Genomic DNA, 22,802 nt, shown 5'->3' with positions numbered 1-22,802 from the left:
TTACGTGATGCGGTAGCCCACGCCGGGGGTCGTGTTGATGACGCCCGGGTCGCCGAGCTTGCGGCGCAGCCGTCCGATCGTCACGGTCACCGTGTTGGTGAACGGGTCGGCGTGCTCGTCCCACACCTGCTCCAGCAGATCTTCGCTGCTCAGATACCCGGGTGCGGCCCGCAGCAGCGATTCGAGGACGGCGAACTCCTTGACCGAGAGGGCCAGCGGGCGGCCGGCGCGGGTGGCGGTGCGGCCGACCGGGTCCAGTTCGATCTCGCCGGCCCGCAGGATCCGGGGCCGGGCGGCGGGCTGCCGGCGGGCCAGCGCACGGATCCGGAGCACCAGTTCCGGGAAGTGGAACGGCTTGGCCAGATAGTCGTCGGCCCCCGCGGTGAGCCCGCGCACCCGGTCGTCGGCCGAGCCCGCCGCGGTCAGCATCAGCACCATGGCCCGGCCGTCCCGCGCCGTGATCATCTGGCAGAGCGTGTCCCCGTGCAGTCCGGGCAGATCACGATCCAGAACCACGACGTCGTACGCGTTGACGTCCAGTTTCCCGGCGGCCTCCAGGCCGTCGTAGGCAAGATCGACGGCCATGCCCTGATCGCGCAGGCCCTCGGCGACGACCGCGGCCAGGGCGCGGGCGTCCTCCACCACGAGCACCCTCATCGCGGCACCTGCACGGTCGCGATCAGGCCGCCGCCGTCGCGGGCAGCGAGGTCGAGGGTGCCGCCGTGCGCCTCGGCGATTGCCGCGACGATGGAGAGGCCGAGGCCGGTACTCTCGCCGGTGCGGTCGGGGCCGAGACGCTGGAACGGGCGGCCGAGCCGGGCCACCTGCGCGGGGTCGAGGAGCGGGCCGGTGGACTCGACGGTCAGGGTGGTGGCGCGGACGGTGACCCGGATCCGGCCGCCGGGGACGTTGTGGCGGAACGCGTTGTCGACGAGGTTGCCGACCATCCGGGCCAGGAGGACGGGGTTGCCCCTGACTACCGCGTCGCCCGGGGTCAGGTCGGCGTGAATTTTGACGGCGGCGGCCCGCGTGTCAGCGATGGTTCGCCTCCTGCCGAACATTTCCGATTTGTCCGTTAGGGCGCCAGTTTCTGTCTCGGCGGGTTTGTCGGTTACGGCGGCGAGGGCCAGGTCGGCCAGGGAGACCTCGGTGCGGTCGTCCAGGGCGCCGTGCTGGGCGCGGGCCAGCAGCAGGAAGCCCTCCAGCAGGCGGTCTACCTGGTCCAGTTCGGTGCGCAGGCGGCCGGCCAGCCGGTCGGTCTCGGGCGGGATCGGGCCGGGCTTGGCGAGCGCCACGTCCAGCGAGGCGCGCATGGTGGCGAGCGGGGTGCGCAGCTCGTGCGAGGCGTCCGCGACGAACCGGCGCTGCGCCGCGAACGACTCCTCAAGCCGGCCCAGCAGGTCGTCGATGGTGTCGGCGAGCGCCTTCACCTCGTCGGCCGGGCCGGTCACGGCGAGGCGCTCGTGCAGGTTGTCGGCCGAGATCCGGCGGGTCGCCGCGGTGATCACCCGGAGCGGGCGCAGCACCCGGCCGGCCAGCAGCCGGCCCACCAGCACCGCGAGCACCAGCATCACCAGCAGCGCCAGGGTGACTCCGGCGAGCAGCTGGCGGTTGCGGATCTCGTCCTGCTCGGCCAGCATCCGGCCCACCTCCTCGCGGGTGGGCGGCTGGCCGTACGGGGTGGCCCGGGTGGTGTTGCGCAACCCGAACGCGGCGACCAGGACGAGAAGCCCGGCCGAACAGATCAGGAACATCGCGCCGTACAGCAGGGTGTAACGCAACCGGACGCCCATCCGCCCAGCATGCACGGCCGGGCCTAACAGCGGCATGACGTCGCGCGGACCTGTGTGTAGCCTGTCAGGCCCATGGGGGACACACCGTCGTACCGTGAGTCGAATCGCGCCCGGTTACGCGAGGCGCTGATCGCTGCCGCCCGCGACCTGACGGTCGCCCGCGGCTGGGACGGCGTGCGGATGGTCGACGTGGCGAAGGCGGCCGGGGTGAGCCGCCAGACGGTCTACAACGAGTTCGGCGGCCGGGGCGGGCTGGCCGAGGCGATCGCGATCAGCGAGGTCGACAGCTTCGTCGGGCGGGTCCGCGACGAGCTGCGGCGGCACGGCTCCGACGCGTACGCGGCCTGCCGCGCCGCCAGCGTGCTGACCCTGCGGGAGGCGGCCGCCAACCCGCTGGTCCGGGCCATCCTGACCAGCGGCCGGGGCGGCGCCGACGAGCTGCTGCCGTTCCTCACCACCCGCTCCGACATCGTGCTGAACGCGGGCGTCGCGGTGCTGACCCAGTGGGCCCGGGAAAGCCTGCCGGCGACGCCGCCGGAGACGCTGGCCCGGGCCGTCGACGCCGTGGTGCGGCTGACGGTCAGCCACATCATGCTGCCCCGGGACACGCCGGAGGGCACCGCGGCCACGCTCGCCGGGATCTTCGTACGCCTGCTCCATTAACTCGCCGCCCGATGTTAATCGCACGCTCAGCCATTGGACGATCACGCACAGCTACGGTCCAGCCATGGACCGACGTACTCTCCTGCGCGCCACGGTAGCCGGCGCCGGCGGCCTGGCCCTGCCGTTCACCGCCTGGCCGGCCGCCTACGCGGGACCCGCACAGACCGCCACCGGACCCTACGGACCGCTACTGCCCGCCGACGCCAACGGCATCCAGTTGCCGGCCGGCTTCACCAGCACCGTGATCGCCCGCTCCCGGCAGACCGTACCCGGCACCTCGTACGTCTGGCACGACGCCCCCGACGGCGGCGCTGTCATCCCGAACGGCAGCGGCTGGGTCTACGTGTCCAACGCCGAGGTCAGCTCGCCGGCCGGCGGCGGCGCGTCCCGGATCGCCTTCGACAGCACCGGCAAGCCGATCGGCGCGTCCCGGATCCTGTCCGGCACCAACAACAACTGCGCGGGCGGCAGCACGCCGTGGAACACCTGGCTGTCCTGCGAGGAGGTCACCCTCGGCCGGGTCTTCGAGACCTACCCGCTGGGCGGCACCGCGGTGGTCCGCCCGGCGATGGGCCGCTTCAAGCACGAGGCGGCCGCGGCCGACCCGGTGCGCAAGGTGATCTACCTGACCGAGGACGAGACGGACGGCCGCTTCTACCGGTTCGTGCCCTCGGCCTGGGGCAACCTGTCGGCCGGCACGCTGCAGGCGTTCGTGGCCGGGACCGCCACCTCCGGCACGTTCCGCTGGGTCACCGTGCCCGACCCGGACGGCTCCCCCACCGCGACCCGCCACCAGGTGTCCGGCGCCAAGGTGTTCAACGGCGGCGAGGGCTGCCACTACGCCGGCGACAAGGTCTGGTTCACCACCAAGGGCGACAACCGGGTGTGGCAGGTCAACCTCACCGCGGGCACGTACGAGCTGGCGTACGACGACAACCTGGTGAGCGCCGGCAGCGCCCCGCTCACCGGTGTCGACAACGTCACCGGCAGCACCTCGGGCGACCTGTACGTGGCCGAGGACGGCGGTTCCATGGACATCTGCGTGATCACCCCGGCCGGCAGCATCTCGGTGTTCCTGCGGCTCACCGGCCACGGCTCGTCCGAGATCACCGGCCCGGCGTTCACCCCGGCCGGCAACCGCCTGTACTTCTCGTCCCAGCGCGGCACGTCCGGCTCGTCGTCCGGCGGCATCACCTACTGCGTGACCGGGCCGTTCCGCACCTAATCTGGGAGGCATGATCGCCAACCCGGGACTCCGCTTCACCGATCACACCGTCACCGTGCCGCTCGACCATGGGCGGCCCGGTGCCGGCACCATCGAGGTCTTCGCCCGTGAGGCGGTGGCCGCCGACCGGGCCGGGGACGACCTGCCCTGGCTGCTCTTCCTCCAGGGCGGGCCGGGCGGCAAGTCGCCGCGGCCGGTCCGGGCCGAGAGCTGGATCGCCCGCGCCGTGCGGACCCACCGGGTGCTCCTGCTCGACCAGCGTGGCACCGGGCGCAGCACCCCGCTGGTCGGGCGCACGGTGCGCGGCATGTCCGGCGCGCAGCTGGCCGCGTACCTCAAATGGTTTAGAGCGGACAGCATCGTGGCCGACGCCGAAATCCTGCGGCAGCGAGTGGCCGGCGGCGTCGCCTGGGACACGCTCGGCCAGAGCTACGGCGGCTTCGTCACCATGACCTACCTGTCCCAGGCGCCGCAGGGCCTGCGGCACTGCTTCGTCACCGGCGGGCTGCCGGGCATCACCGCGACCGGCGATGACGTGTACGCGCGCACGTATCCGCGGGTGGCGCGGCGCAACGCCGAGTATTACCGGGCCTACCCGGAGGACGCGGCGGCGGTGCGCCGGATCGCCGACCACCTGACCGCGGAGGATGTACGACTGCCGGACGGCGACCGGCTCACCGCCGAGCGGTTCCGGTTCCTCGGCAACCTGTTCGGAATGAGCTACGGCTTCGCCCAGGTGCACTGGCTGCTCGACGAGGCGTGGCACGGCGACGAACTGTCGGACACCTTCCGCTACGAGGTCATGCGGCTCACCGGCTTCATCGACACACCGCTGGCCGCGCTCCAGGAATTCACGTACGGCCAAGGCAGTGCACCCACCGGATGGGCCGCGGCCCGGGCCATCGGACGCTACCCGGAGTTCGCGGCCGGCGCCGACCCGCTGCTGTTCACCGGCGAGATGATGTACCCCTGGATGTTCGAGCAGATCGCCGCCCTGCGCCCGTTCGCGGGCGCCGCCGACATCCTGGCCGCCACCACCGACTGGCCCCCGCTCTACGATCCGGAGAGGCTGGCCGCGAACGAGGTGCCGGTCTGCGCCGCGGTCTACTTCGAGGACCTGTACGTGGATGCCGGCCTGTCGCTGGACACCGCCGCCGCGGTCGGCAACGTGCGCACCTGGGTGACCAACGAGCACGAGCACGACGGCCTGCGCACCGGCGGCGAACAGGTGCTGGGCCACCTGATGGACATGGCCGCCGGGCTGCGCTGAGATGTCCCTCCTCTTCCGACCGGCGACGGGCGCCGACGCCGACCGGGTCGCGGCCCTGCACACCGACAGCTGGCAGCGGCACTACCGCGGCGCCTACACCGACGACTACCTCGACCGGGCCGCCGCGGACGACCGCCGGCAGGTGTGGACGGCCCGGCTGGGGACGCCCTCGCCGGCCACCGCGACGATCCTGGCCGAGCAGGACGGCGAGCTGGCCGGCTTCGCGCACGTAATCTTCGACGACCACGCGACCTGGGGCAGCCTGGTCGACAACCTGCACGTGGTGGCCCATCGGCACCGCGGCGGCATCGGCCGGCAGTTGCTGTCCCGGGCGGCCGCGGCGGCGGTGACCGGTGCGTCCGCCGCGGGCGTCCACCTGTGGGTGCTGCGGCAGAACACGGCGGCGCAGGCCTTCTATCGCGCATGCGGCGCGGTGTGCGTGGAGACCGGGGTGGCATCGGCACCGGGCGGCGATCCGGCGCATCTGCGCGGCGCTCCCGAGAAGCTGCGGATGGCCTGGCCGGACGCCGCGGTGCTGGCAGCCGGCGCGGGCTAGCTCGCAGGCCCGGAAGGGCGGGCCGACGACGACCCAGCGACACGTACGTGATTGTCGCGGGCTCACTCTCCTTGCGAACCATTTGCAGTTCGCAATGTTCTGGGTATGGCGCCGGGAAGAATGCGATGATTCAGCGAATTCTGGAGAACACCGGGCTTAACGAGCGTGATCGCGCTTTCATCAACGCCCAAGAAATCTGGCATTATTGAGGACTGGCTTCCCCGCGGTCGGCGGGGAGATAATTGGCCATGACACAACTCTCATTGTTCAGCCGGGTTGAATTAGCCGCAATGCGCGTCCACGCAAAGTCTGGCGAGCGGAGTTCGCCTGCCGATATCCTCCGGCGCGACCAGCAGCGTCGCCGCGACCATGGCAAGGCGCGACGCCACGCCGCGCGTATTTACCAGACATTTCAGCAGTCCTGCAGCGGTGAAATGCCCCGCATTCCGGGAGAGGCGGGCTGCGGGCCGCAGTAAGGGCTGATTCGCGGTCGGCTCGCGCAGGCTTTAAGATCGGCGCGGTGACGCGACATCTTCTTGTGCCGGGGCGTGGGATTCCAGGGCCGGAGCATTGGATGCGCCGGTGGGCGGATGCACGTCCCGGATATCGGTGGGCGCCCGAGCCTCCGAAGCCGCCGCTCGTTCTTCGGCAGCGGGTCGCGGCGCTGGATGCGGCGGTCAGCGGATCGGACGAGCCGGCGATACTCATCGCGCACAGCGCCGGCTGTATCACCACCGTGGTGTGGGCGGCTCGCCATACCGGACCGGTGCGCGCTGCCTTGCTGGTCACGCCGCCGTACATCGACGGGGCTGAGCCGGACGAGCCCGGCGACGTTCCGTGGGTGGTGCCGCGTGGCCGATTGCCGTTTCCCGCGGTGCTCGTCGCCAGCCGGACCGATCCGTATACGTCCTTTGCACAGTTCGAGCAGTTCGCTGCGGACTGGGGTGCGGAGCTGGTCGACGCCGGCGACGCCGGCCACCTCGACACCGCCGGCGGCTTCGGTCCGTGGCCGGACGGCGAACGGCTGGTCACTGAACTGGGAGACCGATGACGCGAAGCCTCAAGTGCTCTGCAGGATCTCGCCGGCCGGGCGGCTGGCGCCGAACCGGGCCGGCACGGCCGTGCAGATTGCGATCACGCTCACGGTGCCGAGCAGCACCGCGGTCAGCTGCCACAGTGGCGGTACGGCCAGCGGGTCGTCGTCGAGGATCTGGGCCAGGCCCAGGCCGCCGGCCACGCCGAGCAGTGCCCCGGCCAGCGCGGGCAGCAGCTGCGCCGCCGACAGGCCGGCGCTCACCTGGGCCGGGGTGGCGCCGAGCGCCCTGGCCAGCGCCGCGGGCCGCCGGGTGTCCAAGGTGGTGGCCCAGGTCAGGCAGATCGTGTTGACGATTGCCTGCACGGTCAGCATCAGCGTGACCACCAGCAGGCCCTGGGTCACCGCGATCCGTGGGTCGGCGCCGGGTGCCGCCTCCGCGAAGCGGTTCGCCCGGACCGCCAGCGCGCTCACGATCCCGGTGACGGTCACCGCCACCGCGAAGACGCTCAGCCACGTGCGGCGCGGGCGGCGGGCCGCGATCCGGATGCCGAGCAGCAGCGGCACCGGCAGGCGGGCGGAGAGCGCGATCAGGCGGCCGTTGCGGGTGGGCGGGCGGGCACTGTCGGCGAGTGCCTCGATGGTGCCGGTCCGGGCTGCCCGGACGGCCGGGACGAAGGTGGCCAGCGCCGCGATGCCGACGGCGGCCGCCATCACCAGGGCGATCGTGGCCGGCGTGAACGGCGCAGGGTCGGCCCGGCCGAGCAGGCCGGCACCGGGTTCGGTGAGCAGCGGGGCGAGCAGCCGGCCGGCGGTCAGGCCGGTGCCGGCGGCCAGCACGGCGATCACCAGGTGTTCGGCCAGCAGCACCGCGGCGACCAGGGCCGGGGTGGCACCGACCGCCTTGAGCAGGCCGACCCGGCGCACCTGGTCGGCCATCCGCCCGCCGACCAGCACCACGATGCTGGCCAGCGCCAGTAGCACCAGCAGCCAGCTGCCGACCAGCAGGCTGAACCGCTTGGCCTCGAACACCCAGGCGTTCGCGCCTTGGATGTCCTGCCAGGTCACGGGCGCCATGGCGGTGGTGTCACCGGCCGCGACGTGCGCGGCGGCGAAGGCCGGCGCGGCGTCCGGGTCGGCGAGGCGCAGGTTCAGCAGATAGCCGAGCGGGCGATCCGCGGCCAGGGCCTGCGTGTCCGCCTCGGTGAGCCAGATCAGGCCGGCCGGGCCGATGAAGAAGCCCTCCTGCCCGGCGCCCGCGGTGCGCGGCTTCGTGACGTTGCCCGGCCGCGCCGTGCCGTCCGGCGGCTCCGGTATCGCCGGGTGTGCGGATCCCCAGAAGCACGGCGAGAGACAAAATTTCGGGTACGGGGTGGCCGCCGCGCTCACCGCGACACCGGCCACGGTGAACGGGCGCCCCCCGATGTCGATCCGGTCGCCCACCTCCGCGCCGATGGCCCCGGCGAAGCTCGCCTCCAGCACGGCGCCGCCCGGTGCGGCCCAGTCGCCGGCCGTCAGACTCGGCGCGTCGACCGGGGCCGACCTGGTGTCCCGGCCCTGCAGCCAGGCGTGCACGCTCAGGCCGTCGGTGGTCACCCTCCGTTGGGTGTACGGGTATGGCCCGCTGGACGCTGTCACGCCGGGCTCGCCGGCGAGCCGCGCCAGCTGGGCCGGGTCCACCGTGGCGCCGGGCCGGGGCGCGAGCCCGACCTGGACGTCCGGCCCGGCGGTGGCTGCCCGGGTGCTGTGGTACGGCTCGTCGGTCACCCCGCGCAGCATCAGCCCGAGGCTCAGCGTGGTGGTGGCGGCCGCGATGGCGAGCAGCAGCAGCGCCGCCTCGCCCGGCCGTTTCCGCAGGTCGCGCAGGGCCAGCCGGCAGATCACCAGGATGCGTCCCATCGCTCAGCTCTCCAGCCCGGCCAGCCGGCTCAGCCGCACCCCGGTGCCGTGCGTCAGCCGGGTCTCCTCGACGAACACGCCGTCCCGCATCGAGATCAGCCGGTCGGCGGTGGCCGCGACCCGCGCGTCATGCGTGACGATCACCTGGGTCTGTCCCTCCGACCGCAGTGACTCCAGCAGCCGCAACACGTCCACGGTGGCCGCGCTGTCCAGGTTGCCGGTCGGCTCGTCGGCCAGCACCACCAGCGGCGCGTTGCTCAGCGCCCGGGCCACCGCCACCCGCTGCCGCTCGCCGCCGGAGAGCGCCGCCGGCAGCCGGCCGGCCAGGTCGGCGAGCCCCACCCGCTCGAGCAGCTCACCGGCCCGGCGGCGGGCGCCGGCGGGCGGCTGACCCGCCAGCAGGGCCGGCAGCTCCACGTTCTCCACCGCGGTCAGCTCGTCGACCAGGTGGAAGGCCTGGAAGACGAAGCCGATGGTGGACTGCCGCAGCTTGGCGAGGGCCCGCTCGCTCAGGCCGTCGACGCGCCGCCCGTTCGCCCAAACCTCGCCGGCCGTGGGTCGCTGCAGCCCGCCGAGCAGGTGCAGCAGCGTGGACTTGCCGCAGCCGCTCGGCCCCATCACGGCCACCGTCTCGCCCGGCGCGACCTCCAGGTCCACGCCCGCCAGCGCGGGCACCAGCCCGTACGTCATATGGAGGTCGTGCCCCCGCAGCACCGCCCTCATGATCGCTGCCCACCCCAGAACCGCGCACACGCCTCCAGCCAGTGCAGATCGGCCTGCAGGCGAAGGACCACGCCCTCCAGCAGCAGCCCGGCCACCGACCCCGGCGGTTCGGCGAGCGCCGCCCGCTGCACCGCGGCCAGTTCGGCGAGCACCGCATGCCGCTGCCCGTCCACGATCCGCGCCGGATCACCCAGCCTCGCCGCGGCCGCCGCGACCAGCTTGAGGTGGAACTCGGCCGGCGCCGGCTTCGGCCAGCTGGTGTCCGCCAGCCAGCCGGCCACCCGGTCGCGGCCGGCGCCGGTCAGCGAATAGACCTTCCGCTCCGGGCGGTCACCCTGCCCGACCCGTTCGGCACCGACCAGCCCGGCCCGCTCCAGCCGGTTGAGGGTCACGTAGACCTGACCCTCCTTGAGCGCGTCGGCCAGTGGCCCGAGCACGAGCTGCAGGTGAGCGCGCAGCTGATAGGCATGGCTGGACTCCTTGGCCAGCAGCGCGAGCAGCACCTCCTGCACCACGCCGAGCTGGACACCATGCGACGGCTCCGCCGCAGCCACATTTCCGGGCACGGACACCCTCCCTAACCGTTAGGGATAAGCTAAACCGTTAGGGGTGCCTCGTCAACGCCCGGCTGGAACCTCGCCTGCCGGTTCCCGATAATGACCGTCCTCCCTCGAGAACCTGGAGCGTCGCCATGAAGTACACGGTGTCGATCGAGATCGCTCTGCCGCTGGAGAAGGTGGCCCAGCTGTTGGCCGACCCGGCACACCTGCCGATGTGGCTGCGGGGCCTGGTACTGCACGAGCCGCTCCACGGCACGCATGGACACGTCGGCACCAAGTCACGGGTCGTGCTGCAGACGGGGCAGCAGCAGTTCGAGGGCACCGAGACCGTCACGCGCCGGGAACCGGAGGACCTGAGTGCGATCCCGAGCGGCAGCATCGTCCATTTCGAGCGCGAGATCGTCGGCAAGGGCATGTGGAGCGCCGCGCGCGAACGGCTGACCGAGGCCGGTCCGGAGAAGACGCTCTGGACGAGCGAGAACGAGTACCGGTTCAGCGGCGTGCTGATGCGGCTGGTGGGACTTCTGATGCCGGGCGCCTTCCGCAAGCAGTCGCTGCAGCACATGCAGGACTTCAAGGCGTTCGCCGAGCAGGGCAAGGACGTCCGCGAAGAAGCGGAGGGCTGACCGGCTGACCACTAGTAGCGGAACTTGTGCCGAGCGCTGCGCCGGTTGACCCGGGCCGGTAACTCGTCCAGGTTGTCGCCATGGGACCGCTGCTCGTCCGGCTCATGGCCCTGGGTGAAATCCCGCATGGTCACCACGAAGCCCTGGACCAGCCGGTCCTCGCGCAGGTCGCGGTACGTGGCCTCGACCAGCACCTGGCTCTCGTCCGCCCGCAGCAGCGAGCAGTACACCACCCCGTCGCCGGAGCCGCGGAGGGCCTGACGCAGCTGGTCGCGATCGTCCGGATGCACCAGATCGTCGAGGGTGGCCAGCGGCGGAAGATCGTCGGTGCCGAGCAGCTCGCGCAGCGACGGACTGGCGTACCGGATGCGCTGGTCCTCGTCGATCACCACCATGATGTCCGCGCTGTTCCGGATCACCGCACGCAGATAGAGGTCACTGTCGCGGCGGCCGACCGCCTCCACCAGGGAGACGCGGTCCAGCGCGAGCGCCGCCTGACCAGCCAGCACCTCGAGGGTGTCCCGGGTGGCGGTGAGGGTGTCCCGGCGGCCCACCAGGATCAGGGCGCCGCCGCTGGGCCGGGCGACGGCGAGCGGCTCCAGCCAGAGCGGGCAGACCAGCGTGACGTAGTCGCGGTCCGCGCCCTCGATCCACCAGCTGCGGGACGGCGGGCCGGCGCCGGGGCCGGGCACCGTATCGGGCGTGAACTGGCGGTCGTCGACGGCGAATTCGGTGCTACGGAGCGCCTCCGGCGGCATGAGCTGGGCGATCGCGGCTCGGACGGCCTCGTCCACGGCCGCGGTGTCGGCGGCGGCGACCAGCGCGGCGCTCGCCTGCCGCAGGCCGCGCTCACGCGTCAACGCCTGGCCGTTCAGAGTCACCGAGTCGGTCAGCCGCGTGATGGTCAGCAGAAGCGTGATCGCACCGGCCACGGCGATCACCACGCCGTCGCCGACCGTGCCGTTGACCGCCTCGATCAGCAGGACCACCGGCGGCGTGGCGACGGAGATGCCCAGCAGCGCCGCCCAGTGCCCGCGCCACGGGCTCGGACGCGGCGCCGCGGGCTCGGTCAGCCGCACCATCGACGGGTGCAGCGCGGCGGCGCCCCAGGCCAGGTAGAGCACCACGAACCCGGACTCGCTCAGCCGGCCCGGCCACAGCGGCTGCACGATGTCACTGACCAGCACACCCACCGCACCGATGACCAGCAGCGCGGCCGACAGATTGCGGCCCACGGCGACCAGCACGCGGGCGACAACCGCGAGGAGCAGCAGGGCTCCGATGACGTACGCCCCGGAGATCTGTCCGATCCGGCCCGCGTCGCCGACGACGAACACCCAGACCACCAGCAGCGTCGAGCACCCGAGTGCGAGCAGGTCGATGAGCCGGGCCCGGTCGACGAGAATCGCACCGATCCGGGTCAGCTGCAGCAGACCGCAGGCGACCAGCACGAACATGGCGTAGAAGCAGACGTCGGCCACGCCGGGCCGGCCCAACGCGGTCAGCACGTCGCCGGCGGTGCTCGCCACGATGGCGCCGGCGAGCAGCAGCCAGGGACCGATCCGGGCCGGTCGGTGACGGCGGACCCCGTAGGCGATGGCGGCCGCGCTGCCGAAGCCCAGCACGGCCCATTCGATGGCCCTCAGCACGCCTAACTAGTACCAGTGGGGTCGCTGTGTGTCCATGTCGCTATCTACGTAGCGCTATGACTCGCGGCATTGGCACACTTACGGGTGGAGCAGAACGCGGCTATTGTTCCGTAGTGGTTATCTCCTCGCACCTGGCCCGGCTGCGGGCGATGATCGGCCACGAGTTGATTCAACTACCGTCGGTGTCGGTCATCGTGGTTGACGATCGGGCGCGGCTCCTGCTGGTGCGTCATGCCGGGCACCGGGACGGGTGGGCGGTGCCCGGCGGCGCGGTCGACATCGGCGAGTCCCCGGCGCAGGCGGCCGTACGGGAGATCCGCGAGGAGACCGGCTTCCAGATCGGCCGGCCGCGGCTGCTGGACGTGCTCGGCGGCGCCGACTACGAGGTGACCTATGCCAACGGCGACCGGGTCGCCTACGTCACCGCCGTTTACCAGGCAGGCATCGCCGGCGGGACGCCGGTCCCCGACCGGGAGGAGATCAGCGAGCTGGGCTGGTTCACCCCGCGGGAGCTCCCCGGCACGGAACTCAACCGGTTCGCCCGGGCGTTGTTGCGGGCCACCGGCCACCTCGCCACCTGACGGCACCGCCGGCCATCGCCCGGGAGTTGCGCAGCCTCGCCGGCGCGTGAGCCGGGAATATCGATGTCCCCGGCCGGCGACCTGCGCTACGTTCGCCGCCATGCTCTTTCGCCTGGAACAGCCCGGTGACCATGACGCGGTCGGTGAGCTGCACCGCGCCGCCTTCGGCGACCACGGCACCGTGGTGGCCGAACTGGTCGGCGCGCTGCGCCGCGACGACCCGGCAGCGCTGTCGCTGGTCGCCGAGGAGGACGGCGCCGTCGCGGGGCACGTCATGTTCAGCCGGGCCTGGCTGGACGCGCCGCGGCGGATCGTGCCGGTGCAGACCCTGAGCCCGATCGCGGTGGCGCCGCAGCGGCAGCGCCGCGGCCTCGGTGGCGCGCTGATCCGGGAAGGGTTGAGCCGGGCCGTCGTTCCGCTGGTGTTCCTCGAGGGCGACCCGCGCTACTACTCGCGGCACGGCTTCCGGGCGGCCGGCGAGCTCGGTTTCCGCAAGCCGTCGCTGCGGATTCCCGATCCGGCGTTCCAGGTCCATCCGCTTCGGGGGTACGAGGAGTGGATGACCGGGACCTTCGTCTATCCCAGCACCTTCTGGGAGCACGACTGTGTGGGGCTACGCGATCCGGATGCTTAGCTGCGTGCCCAGTTCGCGGAAACCGAGTGCCAGCGCCACCCGCCGGGAGTCCGCGGGGCGGGCCCGCCACTGCGGCAGCAGGCCGGCGGCCAGCGCGTCGGCCACCGCCGCGGCGCCGACGATCTTGGCCAGGCCGCGGCCCCGGTGTCCGGGGACGGTGAGCACGCTGACGTGGGCCGTGTCGCCCGGCCAGCGACGGTGTCCGGCGGCGGCCGTCAGCCGGTCGCCGTCGCGGACCACAAAGGCCGGTGAGGTGATGTCGGCCAGGCCGCATTCCTCGGCGTCGGCCACCGGCACCGCGGTGAGCAAGGTCCACATCGCCGGGTCGGCGGCGGCCAGCACCTCGAAACCGCCGTCCGCGGGCGGGCGGAACTCCGCCGCGCCGCAGTAGGCGAGGGTGGCCGGGCCGAGCACTTCGGCCAGCGGTATCCGGCCGGCCAGCACCGCCGGATCGGTCCAGGCCGCGGCGGGCAGTCCGGCCAGGGCCTGCCGCACGACCGCGGCGGTGGCGTCGTCGGGCGCCGTCAGTATCGCCTCGTCGCCGAGGGTCACGATGCCGGCCCAGCCGGGCGGGCACAGCGCCGACCGCGGCGACACCGCGACGCCCGGGATCGAAGCGCCGAAGGACACGGGCACACCGGCCAGCCGGACCCAGAGCTCGCGGGCTCGGCGCAGGACGTCATCGACCATGATCATCATGATGGCACGGCGCGGGCACCCGAACCGGCTCAGATCAGCGCGGCCGGCAGGTCCGAGGGAGCGGACCAGAAGCCTGCCCGCAGGCCGGGCACGACCTTCGCGCGGATCTCGGCCTCGGTCATGCGCTCGCCGACCGCCTCCTTCACGGCGCCGACCACGAAGTCCTCCTTCTTCTGATCCGGCTCAGGGTTGAGGCCCTTGATCAGGTTTTGCCGGACCGATGTGACCGCGTAGCCGGCCAGCAGCAGCAGGGCCACCACCATGCCGGTCGACAGGACCACCTGGGTGGTCCCGGTGACCAGCGAGGAGACGCTCAGGGCGATGACGATGACGAGGCCGCCCGCGGCGCCCACCGCGATCATCGCGGAAACGAGCAGGCCCACGACGAGGACCTGGCTCCGGTCATCCCGCACCGCCTGGAGCACCAGAGGGGCCACGCCCACCAACGCGACGGCCAGCGCGCTGCCGATGGTGATGACCGACAGAACCCCCGGCGTGTCCTCGCCGGTGACCGACTTCAAGAGGTCGGCGGTGCCGAACAGCCCCGTGAACACGGCGGTGACCAGCGTGACGTTGGATGCCCAGCTCTCCTGGAAGCTCCACTTCGCCCCCAGACCCGGCAACGGTCTGAGCCAGGACACCCATTCGCCGGCCGGTTGACCCGGCAGCTTCAGCTTGATCAGCTTGTACGACGCCCATCCCGTCACGACTACGCCCAGGCCGCCCAGCAACGACCACAGGAAGAAAACCATCAGTCCCCAGTCGGGGTCGGCCGCTTTCGGACGCTCCGCTGACACGAGGAAGGAAGAGTCACCCACCGCGAGGGTGAGCGCCACTGTCTTGCCTTCCGGGAAGTCGCAATTGTCGAAGGAGAACTGAACTTCCTGCATACGCGCGGCGGGCACCTCGGCCGGATCCGCGGAGGCTGTGCATCGCTCCCCGCCCTCGGTCGTGGTGAGAGTGACCCGCTCGGCCTGCTCCGTGAGGTTGATCAACGAGTACGACACCGTGTCGGCGTCCTCCGACATCGTCGCCTCGCCGGAACCCAGGATGAAGCCGGCCGGCGCGGCGTCCGCGGTGGCCGGGAACAGCACCGAACAACTGACAGCGACCAGGGCGGTAACGACGAGACGCTTCATGGCATGGCTCCAGCTCGGGTGGATCACCGGTTATCGGAGATATGTTGCGCCGCTTCCCGCGTGCGCAGCGCGTCGTTGGCGCAGGTTGCGCCGTGCACCACGATTTCCTGCGCCATGCCCTTCAAGTGCGCATGGAGGATCGTGGCGGAACCGTCCGCCCAGGTCTCGAGAATGCGTTCGCCGCCGCGCCGGGCGGCCTGCGGGCCCACGTACACCGTGCTCGGTCCGGCCAGGTCGCACAGCCGGGCGGCCACCGTCACCGCGCGTCCCCACACCCCGAAGCTGGCGGATTGCCACGGCGGGCTGACCAGCACCTCGCCGCACTCGACACCGGCGTGCGCCGGCAGGCTCAGGGGTGCCTGCCTGCTGGCCAGCACCGCCATCAGGCCGGCTTGCACCGCGCACGTCACCTCGTCGTCGGCCGCGGCCCGGGCAGGCGCCGAGCCCAGGCCGAAGACCGCCATGAACCCGTCGCCCAGAACCTGCTGTATCAGCCCCCCGTATTCGGTGACCAGCAGGGCAAGCTCGTCCAACATCGGTGCCACGCGCTCGTAGACGGTCTCCGGCGGCACGGATTCCACGAGAGCGGTGAACCCGCTCAGGTCAACGAAGAGTACGGCGACGTGCCGCCGCACCAGGCCGGTTCGGTCGTGAGTCGACATCAAGGCTTGCATCGGTCCCCCTCGCCCGTCGTACGAGTGATGGAGTCCGGGGAATGGCGCGCTGATACACATCGGCGCCACATCTGCCCGAACGTCGAGCAGGACTGGACTGGACGCGTTCCGAGGGCTGGGAGGCTGCTCACGCGGCACCGTACGCGGTGAAGGTGCACCAGTTGACGTACGCGGCCGGGTTCTGCCGGTCGAGGCCCTGCCGGGCCTCGAACAGCGCTCGCGCAAGGGTGCGCCCGGCCCGCAGTCGTTCGTGCAACAACACCATGAGGTCGGCAGCGGCGACGTCGGGAACCGCGGTGACGCTGGCGACGACGCCGGCCGTACCCCGGGCGAGGACCGCGCTGACGAAACCGAGTACCTCGTCGCCGGCGTAGCTGACGTCCGCCCCTGACTCGCACGACGCGAGCACCAGCCGGTGCGGTGCCACCGCTCGCGTCTCCAGCTCCTGCAACGTGAGTGGTCCGTCGCTGAGCGACAGGGACGAGAACAGCGGATTGTCGGCGCGTAGCTGGCCGTGACATGCCAGATGAGCCAGGTCGGCACCGTCGAGAAGGCGGAGGACGGCCCCAGCGGTGCTGGCCGGCGGCGTGAGCGCGACCGCCTGCGGATAGAGCCGCCGCAGCCGGGCGATCTCGGCGGTGGCGCCCGGCAGATCCGGCCCGGCGACGAGGACGGTCGAGTGATTCCGGGCGGTCCCGGTGGTCGCCTCGAGGCTGCGTGCCCAGAGCCGCGCCGACGGCGCGAGGGAGACCGGCGCATCGTGCAGCGCGGACCACGGCGTGCTGTGCAGGTCGCCCGCCGGCACGACCACCAGTTCGGCGTCGCCGGGCAGGCACAGCGGGGCCAGCAGCATCGCGCGGAGACGGTCGAGGCGCAGGTCGGCGCTGAGCCGTGCGGCGTGCCACGAGGACTCGGACCGCGGCTGCGTCAGCCGCCGCAGCGCGAAGAACAAGGCCCGGGTCTGATCGAGGACGGCACCGACCGGGCCGAGGCGCACCACCCGGCTGCGGCGCGATTCGACGGCCACCGCCACCAGTTCGTCACCGAGCATGCCGTACTCGACCAGCACCCGGCCGCCGAGCGAGTCCCGCAGCCGGGCGGGCACAGCGGTCACGTGCGCGCGGTCGGCGGCGAAGCTGCTGCGCCACGTCGCCCGGCGGATCCGGCCCTCGATGGCCACCTGCCGGGTGAGCAGCGTGCCCAGCACCTCGCCGGTGTGCCCGCCGTGCTGGCCCAGACCGCCGAGCTCGGCGTGCACCGCCCGCAGTTCGTCGAGCTGGTCCTGCAGGTGGCCGAGATCGGACGGCTCGACCGGCAGCAGCGCCGCCGCGCGGGTGCGTTCCATCCAGGCGAGGACCTGTCGTGCGCCGCCCCGGTTCATGGTGACCTCGAGGCCGAGCTGCCCGAGCTCGGTGCCGTGGCCGGAGGCCAGAGCACGCAGCTCTGCCGACGGCAGCGCGATGCGGTGCCGGCTGAGATCGTCCAGCCCCGTCCGGCAGTGCGCGAGCACCTCGTCTGCGCGGCCGAGCAGCCGCGCCGCGAGCGCCGCCGCCAGCCGGCCGCGCAACCGGATCAGGATCGGGCTTCCGCGGGCGAGGTCGGCGGCGCGACGGAACAGGCTGACCGCCACAGCGGTGCGCCCGACGCTCGCCGCGACCCGGCCGGCGAGGAGGTGGGCGTGCACCGTGGTCGCCGAGATCCCCGCGGCCTCGAGCGCCCGGCACACCCGTCGGGCATGTCGCAGGTCGGCAACGCTCGGCGGGTGTGCCATCGTCCGGATCTCGAGGTCGACCAGGGCCGCGCGCGCCTTCCAGGCCGCGCGTCCTTGCCGGGCGAAGCTGTGCACCGCCGCCGCCGCGGTGCGTTGCGCCTCGTCGAGGTCGCCGGTGAGCATGGCGAGCTGGGCCACCCGGAGCTCTGCTTCCGCGCCCATGAGCGGAACCTCGTTCTGCCGGAACACCGCGGCGGCCAACCGGGCCGCCTCGGCCGCCTCGGGTACCAGCCGCAGATCGATCAGCGCATCGGCGTATTCGACGTACTGCTCCCCCAGCGGCAGCCCGGCGGCCTGGAACGCCCGGGCGGACTCCTCGAACAGCCGGAGCCCTTCGGCCAGCCGGCCGGCCTGTACGGTCGCCCAGGCCCGCGTCTCGGCCACCATCGCCACCAGTGCCGGACCGACCTCGCCAGCATGGTTCGCCGCTTCGTGGAGCCGGCGCATGCCTTCGGTATGCCGCCCGCGTAGCACCTCGATGATGGCCAGGTTGTTGGCGGCGATCGCTCGAATGCGCTGCGGCACGCACCGGCGTGCCAGCAGGTTGCGGTAGGCCGCCGCCGCGGCGGCGGACCGGCCGACGTTCTGATCCAGAACCGCCCGCTGGAAGGTCAGCTCGGCGAGCCGGTCGGGGGCGACGGTATCGGCGGCGACGTCGAGGTCACGGTGGGCGGCGCCGAGGCGGCCCAGCTCCTGGTTGACCGCGGCGCGGCTCATCAACACGTCGGCCAGCGCCTGGTCCAGGCCGTGCCGGCGGGCGAGCCGGACCGCCTCGTCGAGCAGCCGCTTCGCCTCGCCGTCGGCAAGCCGGGCGCGTTCCGCCCAGGCCAGCGCGCGGATCGCCAGCACCAGAGCCTCGGAGGGACCACCGCGGCGCACCCTTCGCACCAGGGCGGCAGCGACCGGCCGGAACCGCTTGGGGTCTGCCACTACCGCCTCATGCACACGCCGAGCGTGATTCACGAGATCGATTGAAATATCCACATCGCGCATGCAATCAACTCCCCTCCATCGATTCGAAAAGATCGGGGATCAATAACGCGTTTGTGCATTTGGTGGCACGTCCCGGTACCCGGCCATCGACAGCGTACGTAGCACGCCCGGCCGCCTCAAACGATTTGGCAACCGATCATCAACAGCGCAACAAGCCGCCGAAACATCTGATTTATAGGCGGCACCGCGTTGTCAGTCAGCCGACAGATGGTGGCATTGGCGCGCGGTATCACCAAGGGGCCCGCTGAACTCCGTTGTCATAGGAGCAGTGGTTCCGGTGCTCCGTCCTTCGGCGGAAGGAGAGTTCGTGGGAATCGTGTACGGCGACCTGGCCAGCCTGGTGCGGGGCACCATCGACGGCGACGAGGAGGGCTGGAACCAACTGGTGCGCCGGTACGCCGGCCTGGTAGCCGGTGTCATCCGGCGGCACCGGATACCCGACGCTGACCTCCAGGACGTCAGCCAGCTCGTGTGGCTCCGCTTGATCGAGCATCTCCGGCAGATCCGGGAGCCCGCCGCCCTACCGGGGTGGATCGCCACCACGACGGGCCGCGAGTGTCAGCGGTGGCTGCGCGCCAACAGCCGGAGCCTGCCGGTCGATCCCGAAACGATGAACCGGCTGGAAGCCGCCGACGACCGCGTCGGCGACTCGCTGCTGCACGCCGAGCGGCACCAGGTGCTCGCGGACGCTCTGACCGAGCTGGAACCACAGCAGCAGGAACTGTTCATGCTGCTGGTCGCCGATCCACCGTTAACCTACGCCGAAATCAGCCGCATGATGCACATTCCGATAGGGAGCATCGGGCCGACCCGCAACCGGATCCTCGACAAACTCCGCACCAGCACGGCCGTCACAAATTATTTGCAGGCCAACGATGATGTCGCACCGACGGGGGGTGGACGAGATGCTTTCGCGGGATTGGAACAACGATGACGCATTCATGGACGACCTGAGCGAGAGCCTGCGGCCCAGCCCGGTCGAGCAGCGGGTCATCGACGCCGCGTCCGGACTCCTGGCCTGGCGGCTGCGGGCCGATGACGACCTGGCAGCTCTGCTCTACGACTCGTACCTCGACGAATCCGCCTCGATCCGGGCCGGGACGCACGGCGAACCGCAGACGCTGGTCTTCGGCCACGGACCGGTCCAGATCGAAATCGAGGTGAGCGACGGCGGCATCGAGGGCCAGCTCATACCGCCACGACCGGGCGTCGTCCGGCTCTGCACGATCGCCGGGACGCGGACCGAAACAATCGTCGACGAGGTCGGATGTTTCTCGTTTCCGCCGGTGCATCAAGGACCGATCCGGCTCGAGTGCGTGATTAGCGGGGGCAATTACCTCACCGAATGGATCAGTGTCCGTGCGAGCCGCATCGGGGGAGACGCCTTCTCCGAAGGCCAATGACATCGTCCAAGAGAGGGTGAAAGTGACATGGGCAACGGGTACTACTTCGATGGCGATTATCCCGAGCAGTATGAGGACCAGATCGACCACCTGCAGGACCTTCTGCGCCGTCAGCTCCACGAACTGGAGAAGAACGATCCGGCCCAGGACGCCGCTACCATCGGCTTTCTGCGTGGGCGCCGGAGCAGCCAGCGCGATCTGGTGCAGATCGAGATCGCGAACCTGGAACGCCCCCGGGTCCTGGTTGCGAGCCGGGAGGTCATCCTCGACGCCGCCGAGTGGTCGAAGCCGGAGGTGCAGGACGAGGGCCGCAAGGCCGGATTCAACGACCACGGCGGAGTCTGCGGGCGGTTCGTGCGGCTGGTGAACAGGCGCACCCACCGGAGCGAGGCCGCGGACCGGATCACGAAGCAGGGGCAACGGAACACGCTCGCCGTGACCGCATCGGTCGGCAAAGGGATCGGTGGGCCCGATCCGGTGTCCAACCCGTTGCCCGCCGAGTCGAGGACCTTCGAGAGCTACCGCGAATCCGCTCCGGCGGCGGCGTCCGACCGGTCGCCGATCGTCGCCGTCATCGACACCGGCATCCCCGGCGATGCCCAGGACGGGCTGCCCACGATGATCCGCAACGACGGATGGCTGCACGACGTGCCGCGTAACGACACCAACCGCGACCTTCTCGACAGTCTGCCGGAGCGGGACGGCTACCTGGACTACCAGGCCGGCCACGGCACGTTCGTCGCCGGCGTGGTGGCGCGGGTCGCGCCCCGGGCGGAGGTCCGCGTTTACCGCGTGGCGGACACCGACGGCTTCGCCGACGACATCGCGGTCGCCGACGCCCTACGACGGGCGGTCGCGGACGGCGCAACCGTGATCAACCTGTCGCTCGGTATGGTCACCTGCCACGACGTGCCCCCGCCGGCCCTCGCCGAGGCCGTCCGGGAGGTCACCGCCACGGGTGACGTCGTCATCGTCGCCGCGGCCGGCAACTTCGGCGACGACACGAAGTGCTGGCCCGCCTGTTTGCCTGAGGTGATAACGGTCGGCGCACTTGTCGAATCGGAGGAAGTCGGTGAGAACGCCCCGGCTGGGCGCACCGGGAAGTTTGAGACGGCCCGATGGTCGAGCTGGGGTGACCACGTCGACTTCTGGACGGTCGCCGAGGGCGTGCGGTCGACCTTCGTCACGGGATGCGAATCGCCGCTGTTCGACAACCAGCCGGCGGTCTTCCCGGAGAACGCCTGGGCGCTGTGGAGCGGCACGTCCTTCGCCGCGCCACAGATCGCCGGCGCCATTGCCCGCATCCGGTACGAGCTGGGTAAGACGCTGCCCGAGGCGGTCGACTTCCTCCGCGTGCAGGGGGCAGCGGTCAGGGACGTGGACGGGAATGTCAAGGCCGGCAAGGGATTGCGAATCCTGTCCGGAATTCCGGTCCCGCGAGACCGGGACGCCTAGCCGGCGTTCAGTGCGCCGTCCGGGCCCAGCGCCAGAATGGCCAGCTCGCCGCGGTGGTCGGTGGCGGTGAGCCGGTGCCGGTCCAGGCGGGTGAGGGCGGCGATGCCGTACGCGAACTCGCCGATCAGCCGCGGGCCGGTGGGCCGGGCCGTCCAGTCCAGCCCCCAGGAGTAAAGGCGGAAGTCGTACGAGGCGGCGACCACCACCGGTGCCTCGGGGGTGCCGAGCACGGCCACCGCCTTGACCGGTTCGGGGGCGTGCAGGGTGATGGCGCGTTCCCCGGTCAGGTCGCCGTCGGACAGCACGTGCACCCGGATGGTGCGGTGCGCGGCCGACGCGACCAGGCGGTCGTCCACGGTGGCCACCGCGGTCACCCGGCTGTCGTGCTGCCACAGCGGCTGGCGGGTGCCGGCCGGGCCGATCGTGACGATGCGGCCGGTGGCCGAGACCACGCCGTCGCGGAACGGGGCCACCGGGTCGGCCGGCTGGGTGCTCGGCGGCAGCCCGGCCCCGGCGCCGGTGGCCAGGTCGAGCAGGTGCGGGCGGCGGCCGAAGGTGGCAGCCGCGATCGCGCTGCCGCCGACCGCGAGCGAACGCGGCCACAGCCGGTCGTCGGTGCGGCGCCACTGTGGCCGGCCGGTGGTGTCCAGCGACAGCAGTGCCGGGTCGTAGGTGGCGGCGATCAGGCTCCGGCCGTCGGCCGACCAGGTGACGCCGCGCAGCGGGGCGTCGCCGAGCCGCAGTGAGCGCACCGGAGCCAGGCTCGCGTCCAGCAGTTCCAGCGAGCCGTCGCCGCCGGCCAGCGCGAGCGTGGTGCCGTCCGGCGACCAGGCGCAGTCCTCGACCGTGGCGGTCGGCAGGTAGGTGATGCGGCCCGGGTCGCGCCACAGGTCGCGGACCGCCACCAGGCCGTCGGCGCCGACCGTGGCGACCAGGCCGTGCGGGCTGACCGCGAGCCGCACGCAGTCGTCGAGTTCGCCGAGGTAGCTCTCGTCGAACGCGTTCCAGACCGCGGCCCGGCTGTCGTCGATGAGGCAGAGCAGGTGCTGGCCGTCGGGCATCCAGGCCACGCCGGTCACCACGCCGGGGTGTCCGGCCAGGACCTTCATCTGCGACGGCGGCCGGTCGTCGACGACCCGCCACACCCCGACCGTGCCGTCCGCGGCGCCGGTGGCCAGCAGGTCGGCGGCCGCCGGGTTGAACGCCAGGGCGGTGACCGCGGAGCGGTGCCCGAACTCGGTGAGCAGAAACGGCCGGGACGCGTCGCTGGTGTCCCAGACGATGACGCTGCGGTCGTGTGACCCGCTGGCGAGGCGCCAGCCGTCGGCGCGGAAAGCTACGCAGCTGACCGGCGCCGCGTGCGCTGGGCCACTTGTTCCGTCGGTCACGCGAACAATGCTGGACACCAAGTCGACCCGAGTCAATACAGTCGACATGAAAGATCAAGATGTCCAAT

General features: G+C 71.8%; 22 protein-coding genes. 11 read left to right on the top strand and 11 right to left on the bottom strand.

Going from position 1 to position 22,802, the window contains the following annotated elements:
- Positions 1-657, bottom strand: a complete 657-nt coding sequence (locus Ari01nite_RS40920) for a response regulator transcription factor (RefSeq protein WP_203788854.1) — start codon at positions 655-657, stop codon at positions 1-3.
- Positions 654-1,793 (bottom strand): sensor histidine kinase, encoded by a 1,140-nt coding sequence (locus tag Ari01nite_RS40915; protein WP_203788852.1) that lies wholly within the window; start codon positions 1,791-1,793, stop codon positions 654-656. The genes Ari01nite_RS40920 and Ari01nite_RS40915 overlap by 4 nt, the downstream gene beginning before the upstream one ends.
- A 72-nt stretch (positions 1,794-1,865) precedes the next feature.
- Here Ari01nite_RS40915 and Ari01nite_RS40910 point away from each other — a divergent pair, with 72 nt between their 5' ends.
- From Ari01nite_RS40910 to Ari01nite_RS40890, 5 genes are all read left to right on the top strand, one after another.
- Entirely contained in the window at positions 1,866-2,456 is a 591-nt protein-coding gene (locus Ari01nite_RS40910) for a TetR/AcrR family transcriptional regulator (protein ID WP_203788850.1), read from the top strand.
- Between the two features lie 64 nt (positions 2,457-2,520).
- Positions 2,521-3,681, top strand: coding sequence for an alkaline phosphatase PhoX (locus tag Ari01nite_RS40905; RefSeq protein ID WP_203788848.1), 1,161 nt, complete (start codon positions 2,521-2,523; stop codon positions 3,679-3,681).
- Positions 3,682-3,691: 10 nt separating this feature from the next.
- Entirely contained in the window at positions 3,692-4,951 is a 1,260-nt protein-coding gene (locus Ari01nite_RS40900; RefSeq protein WP_203788846.1) for an alpha/beta fold hydrolase, read from the top strand.
- Between the two features lies 1 nt (position 4,952).
- Positions 4,953-5,507: a GNAT family N-acetyltransferase gene (locus Ari01nite_RS40895; protein ID WP_203788844.1), complete on the top strand. Its 555-nt coding sequence runs from the start codon at positions 4,953-4,955 to the stop codon at positions 5,505-5,507.
- Positions 5,508-6,027: 520 nt separating this feature from the next.
- The gene (locus Ari01nite_RS40890; RefSeq protein ID WP_203788842.1) at positions 6,028-6,558 is read left to right on the top strand and encodes an RBBP9/YdeN family alpha/beta hydrolase; all 531 of its coding nucleotides are present in this window, start codon (positions 6,028-6,030) and stop codon (positions 6,556-6,558) included.
- 9 nt (positions 6,559-6,567) lie between these two features.
- Here the strand turns inward: Ari01nite_RS40890 and Ari01nite_RS40885 are convergent, their stop codons facing one another.
- Genes Ari01nite_RS40885 through Ari01nite_RS40875 form a run of 3 tightly spaced genes read right to left on the bottom strand, consistent with a single transcriptional unit; the run spans position 6,568 to position 9,728 of the window.
- Positions 6,568-8,439 (bottom strand): ABC transporter permease, encoded by a 1,872-nt coding sequence (locus Ari01nite_RS40885; protein WP_203788840.1) that lies wholly within the window; start codon positions 8,437-8,439, stop codon positions 6,568-6,570.
- A gap of 3 nt (positions 8,440-8,442) precedes the next feature.
- The gene (locus Ari01nite_RS40880) at positions 8,443-9,162 is read right to left on the bottom strand and encodes an ABC transporter ATP-binding protein (RefSeq protein WP_203788838.1); all 720 of its coding nucleotides are present in this window, start codon (positions 9,160-9,162) and stop codon (positions 8,443-8,445) included.
- The gene (locus tag Ari01nite_RS40875; RefSeq protein ID WP_239163449.1) at positions 9,159-9,728 is read right to left on the bottom strand and encodes a PadR family transcriptional regulator; all 570 of its coding nucleotides are present in this window, start codon (positions 9,726-9,728) and stop codon (positions 9,159-9,161) included. Before Ari01nite_RS40875 ends, Ari01nite_RS40880 begins: the two co-directional genes overlap by 4 nt.
- Before the next feature lie 125 nt (positions 9,729-9,853).
- Here Ari01nite_RS40875 and Ari01nite_RS40870 point away from each other — a divergent pair, with 125 nt between their 5' ends.
- On the top strand, positions 9,854-10,348 hold the full coding sequence (locus tag Ari01nite_RS40870; RefSeq protein WP_203788836.1) for an SRPBCC family protein: 495 nt from the start codon (positions 9,854-9,856) through the stop codon (positions 10,346-10,348).
- A gap of 11 nt (positions 10,349-10,359) precedes the next feature.
- Here Ari01nite_RS40870 and Ari01nite_RS40865 read toward each other — a convergent pair whose 3' ends face one another.
- Positions 10,360-11,997, bottom strand: a complete 1,638-nt coding sequence (locus tag Ari01nite_RS40865) for a PAS domain-containing protein (protein WP_203788834.1) — start codon at positions 11,995-11,997, stop codon at positions 10,360-10,362.
- Between the two features lie 113 nt (positions 11,998-12,110).
- Between Ari01nite_RS40865 and Ari01nite_RS40860 the strand changes: the two genes are divergently transcribed.
- Together Ari01nite_RS40860 and Ari01nite_RS40855 are read left to right on the top strand one after the other, a co-directional pair.
- Entirely contained in the window at positions 12,111-12,578 is a 468-nt protein-coding gene (locus tag Ari01nite_RS40860) for an NUDIX domain-containing protein (RefSeq protein ID WP_203788832.1), read from the top strand.
- Between the two features lie 100 nt (positions 12,579-12,678).
- A complete protein-coding gene (locus Ari01nite_RS40855) occupies positions 12,679-13,212 on the top strand; it encodes a GNAT family N-acetyltransferase (protein ID WP_203788830.1) in 534 nt (177 codons plus the stop codon).
- Here Ari01nite_RS40855 and Ari01nite_RS40850 read toward each other — a convergent pair.
- From Ari01nite_RS40850 to Ari01nite_RS40835, 4 genes are all read right to left on the bottom strand, one after another.
- Entirely contained in the window at positions 13,192-13,902 is a 711-nt protein-coding gene (locus Ari01nite_RS40850; RefSeq protein WP_203788828.1) for a GNAT family N-acetyltransferase, read from the bottom strand. The two genes, Ari01nite_RS40855 and Ari01nite_RS40850, sit on opposite strands and share 21 nt — an antisense overlap.
- Positions 13,903-13,940: 38 nt before the next feature.
- On the bottom strand, positions 13,941-14,939 hold the full coding sequence (locus tag Ari01nite_RS40845) for a hypothetical protein (RefSeq protein WP_203788826.1): 999 nt from the start codon (positions 14,937-14,939) through the stop codon (positions 13,941-13,943).
- 134 nt (positions 14,940-15,073) lie between these two features.
- Positions 15,074-15,712 (bottom strand): adenylate/guanylate cyclase domain-containing protein, encoded by a 639-nt coding sequence (locus tag Ari01nite_RS40840; RefSeq protein ID WP_203788824.1) that lies wholly within the window; start codon positions 15,710-15,712, stop codon positions 15,074-15,076.
- A 139-nt stretch (positions 15,713-15,851) separates the two neighbouring features.
- On the bottom strand, positions 15,852-18,425 hold the full coding sequence (locus Ari01nite_RS40835) for a CHAT domain-containing protein (RefSeq protein ID WP_203788822.1): 2,574 nt from the start codon (positions 18,423-18,425) through the stop codon (positions 15,852-15,854).
- Positions 18,426-18,795: 370 nt separating this feature from the next.
- On the opposite strand from Ari01nite_RS40835, the gene Ari01nite_RS40830 reads away from it, so the two are divergent.
- The 3 genes from Ari01nite_RS40830 to Ari01nite_RS40820 are packed head-to-tail and all read left to right on the top strand — an operon-like array spanning position 18,796 to position 21,346.
- Entirely contained in the window at positions 18,796-19,422 is a 627-nt protein-coding gene (locus Ari01nite_RS40830; RefSeq protein ID WP_239163447.1) for an RNA polymerase sigma factor, read from the top strand.
- Positions 19,394-19,891, top strand: coding sequence for a hypothetical protein (locus Ari01nite_RS40825; protein WP_203788884.1), 498 nt, complete (start codon positions 19,394-19,396; stop codon positions 19,889-19,891). The genes Ari01nite_RS40830 and Ari01nite_RS40825 overlap by 29 nt, the downstream gene beginning before the upstream one ends.
- 27 nt (positions 19,892-19,918) lie before the next feature.
- Positions 19,919-21,346, top strand: coding sequence for a S8/S53 family peptidase (locus Ari01nite_RS40820; RefSeq protein ID WP_203788820.1), 1,428 nt, complete (start codon positions 19,919-19,921; stop codon positions 21,344-21,346).
- Here the strand turns inward: Ari01nite_RS40820 and Ari01nite_RS40815 are convergent.
- Entirely contained in the window at positions 21,343-22,734 is a 1,392-nt protein-coding gene (locus Ari01nite_RS40815; protein WP_203788818.1) for a WD40 repeat domain-containing protein, read from the bottom strand. The two genes, Ari01nite_RS40820 and Ari01nite_RS40815, sit on opposite strands and share 4 nt — an antisense overlap.
- Between the last annotated feature and the right edge of the window lie 68 nt (positions 22,735-22,802).

The sequence above is a fragment of the Paractinoplanes rishiriensis genome (assembly GCF_016862375.1).
GTDB classification, from domain to species: Bacteria; Actinomycetota; Actinomycetes; order Mycobacteriales; family Micromonosporaceae; genus Actinoplanes; species Actinoplanes rishiriensis.
Note: the sequence above shows the minus strand (reverse complement) of the source record. Positions and strands in the feature narration are given on the sequence as shown.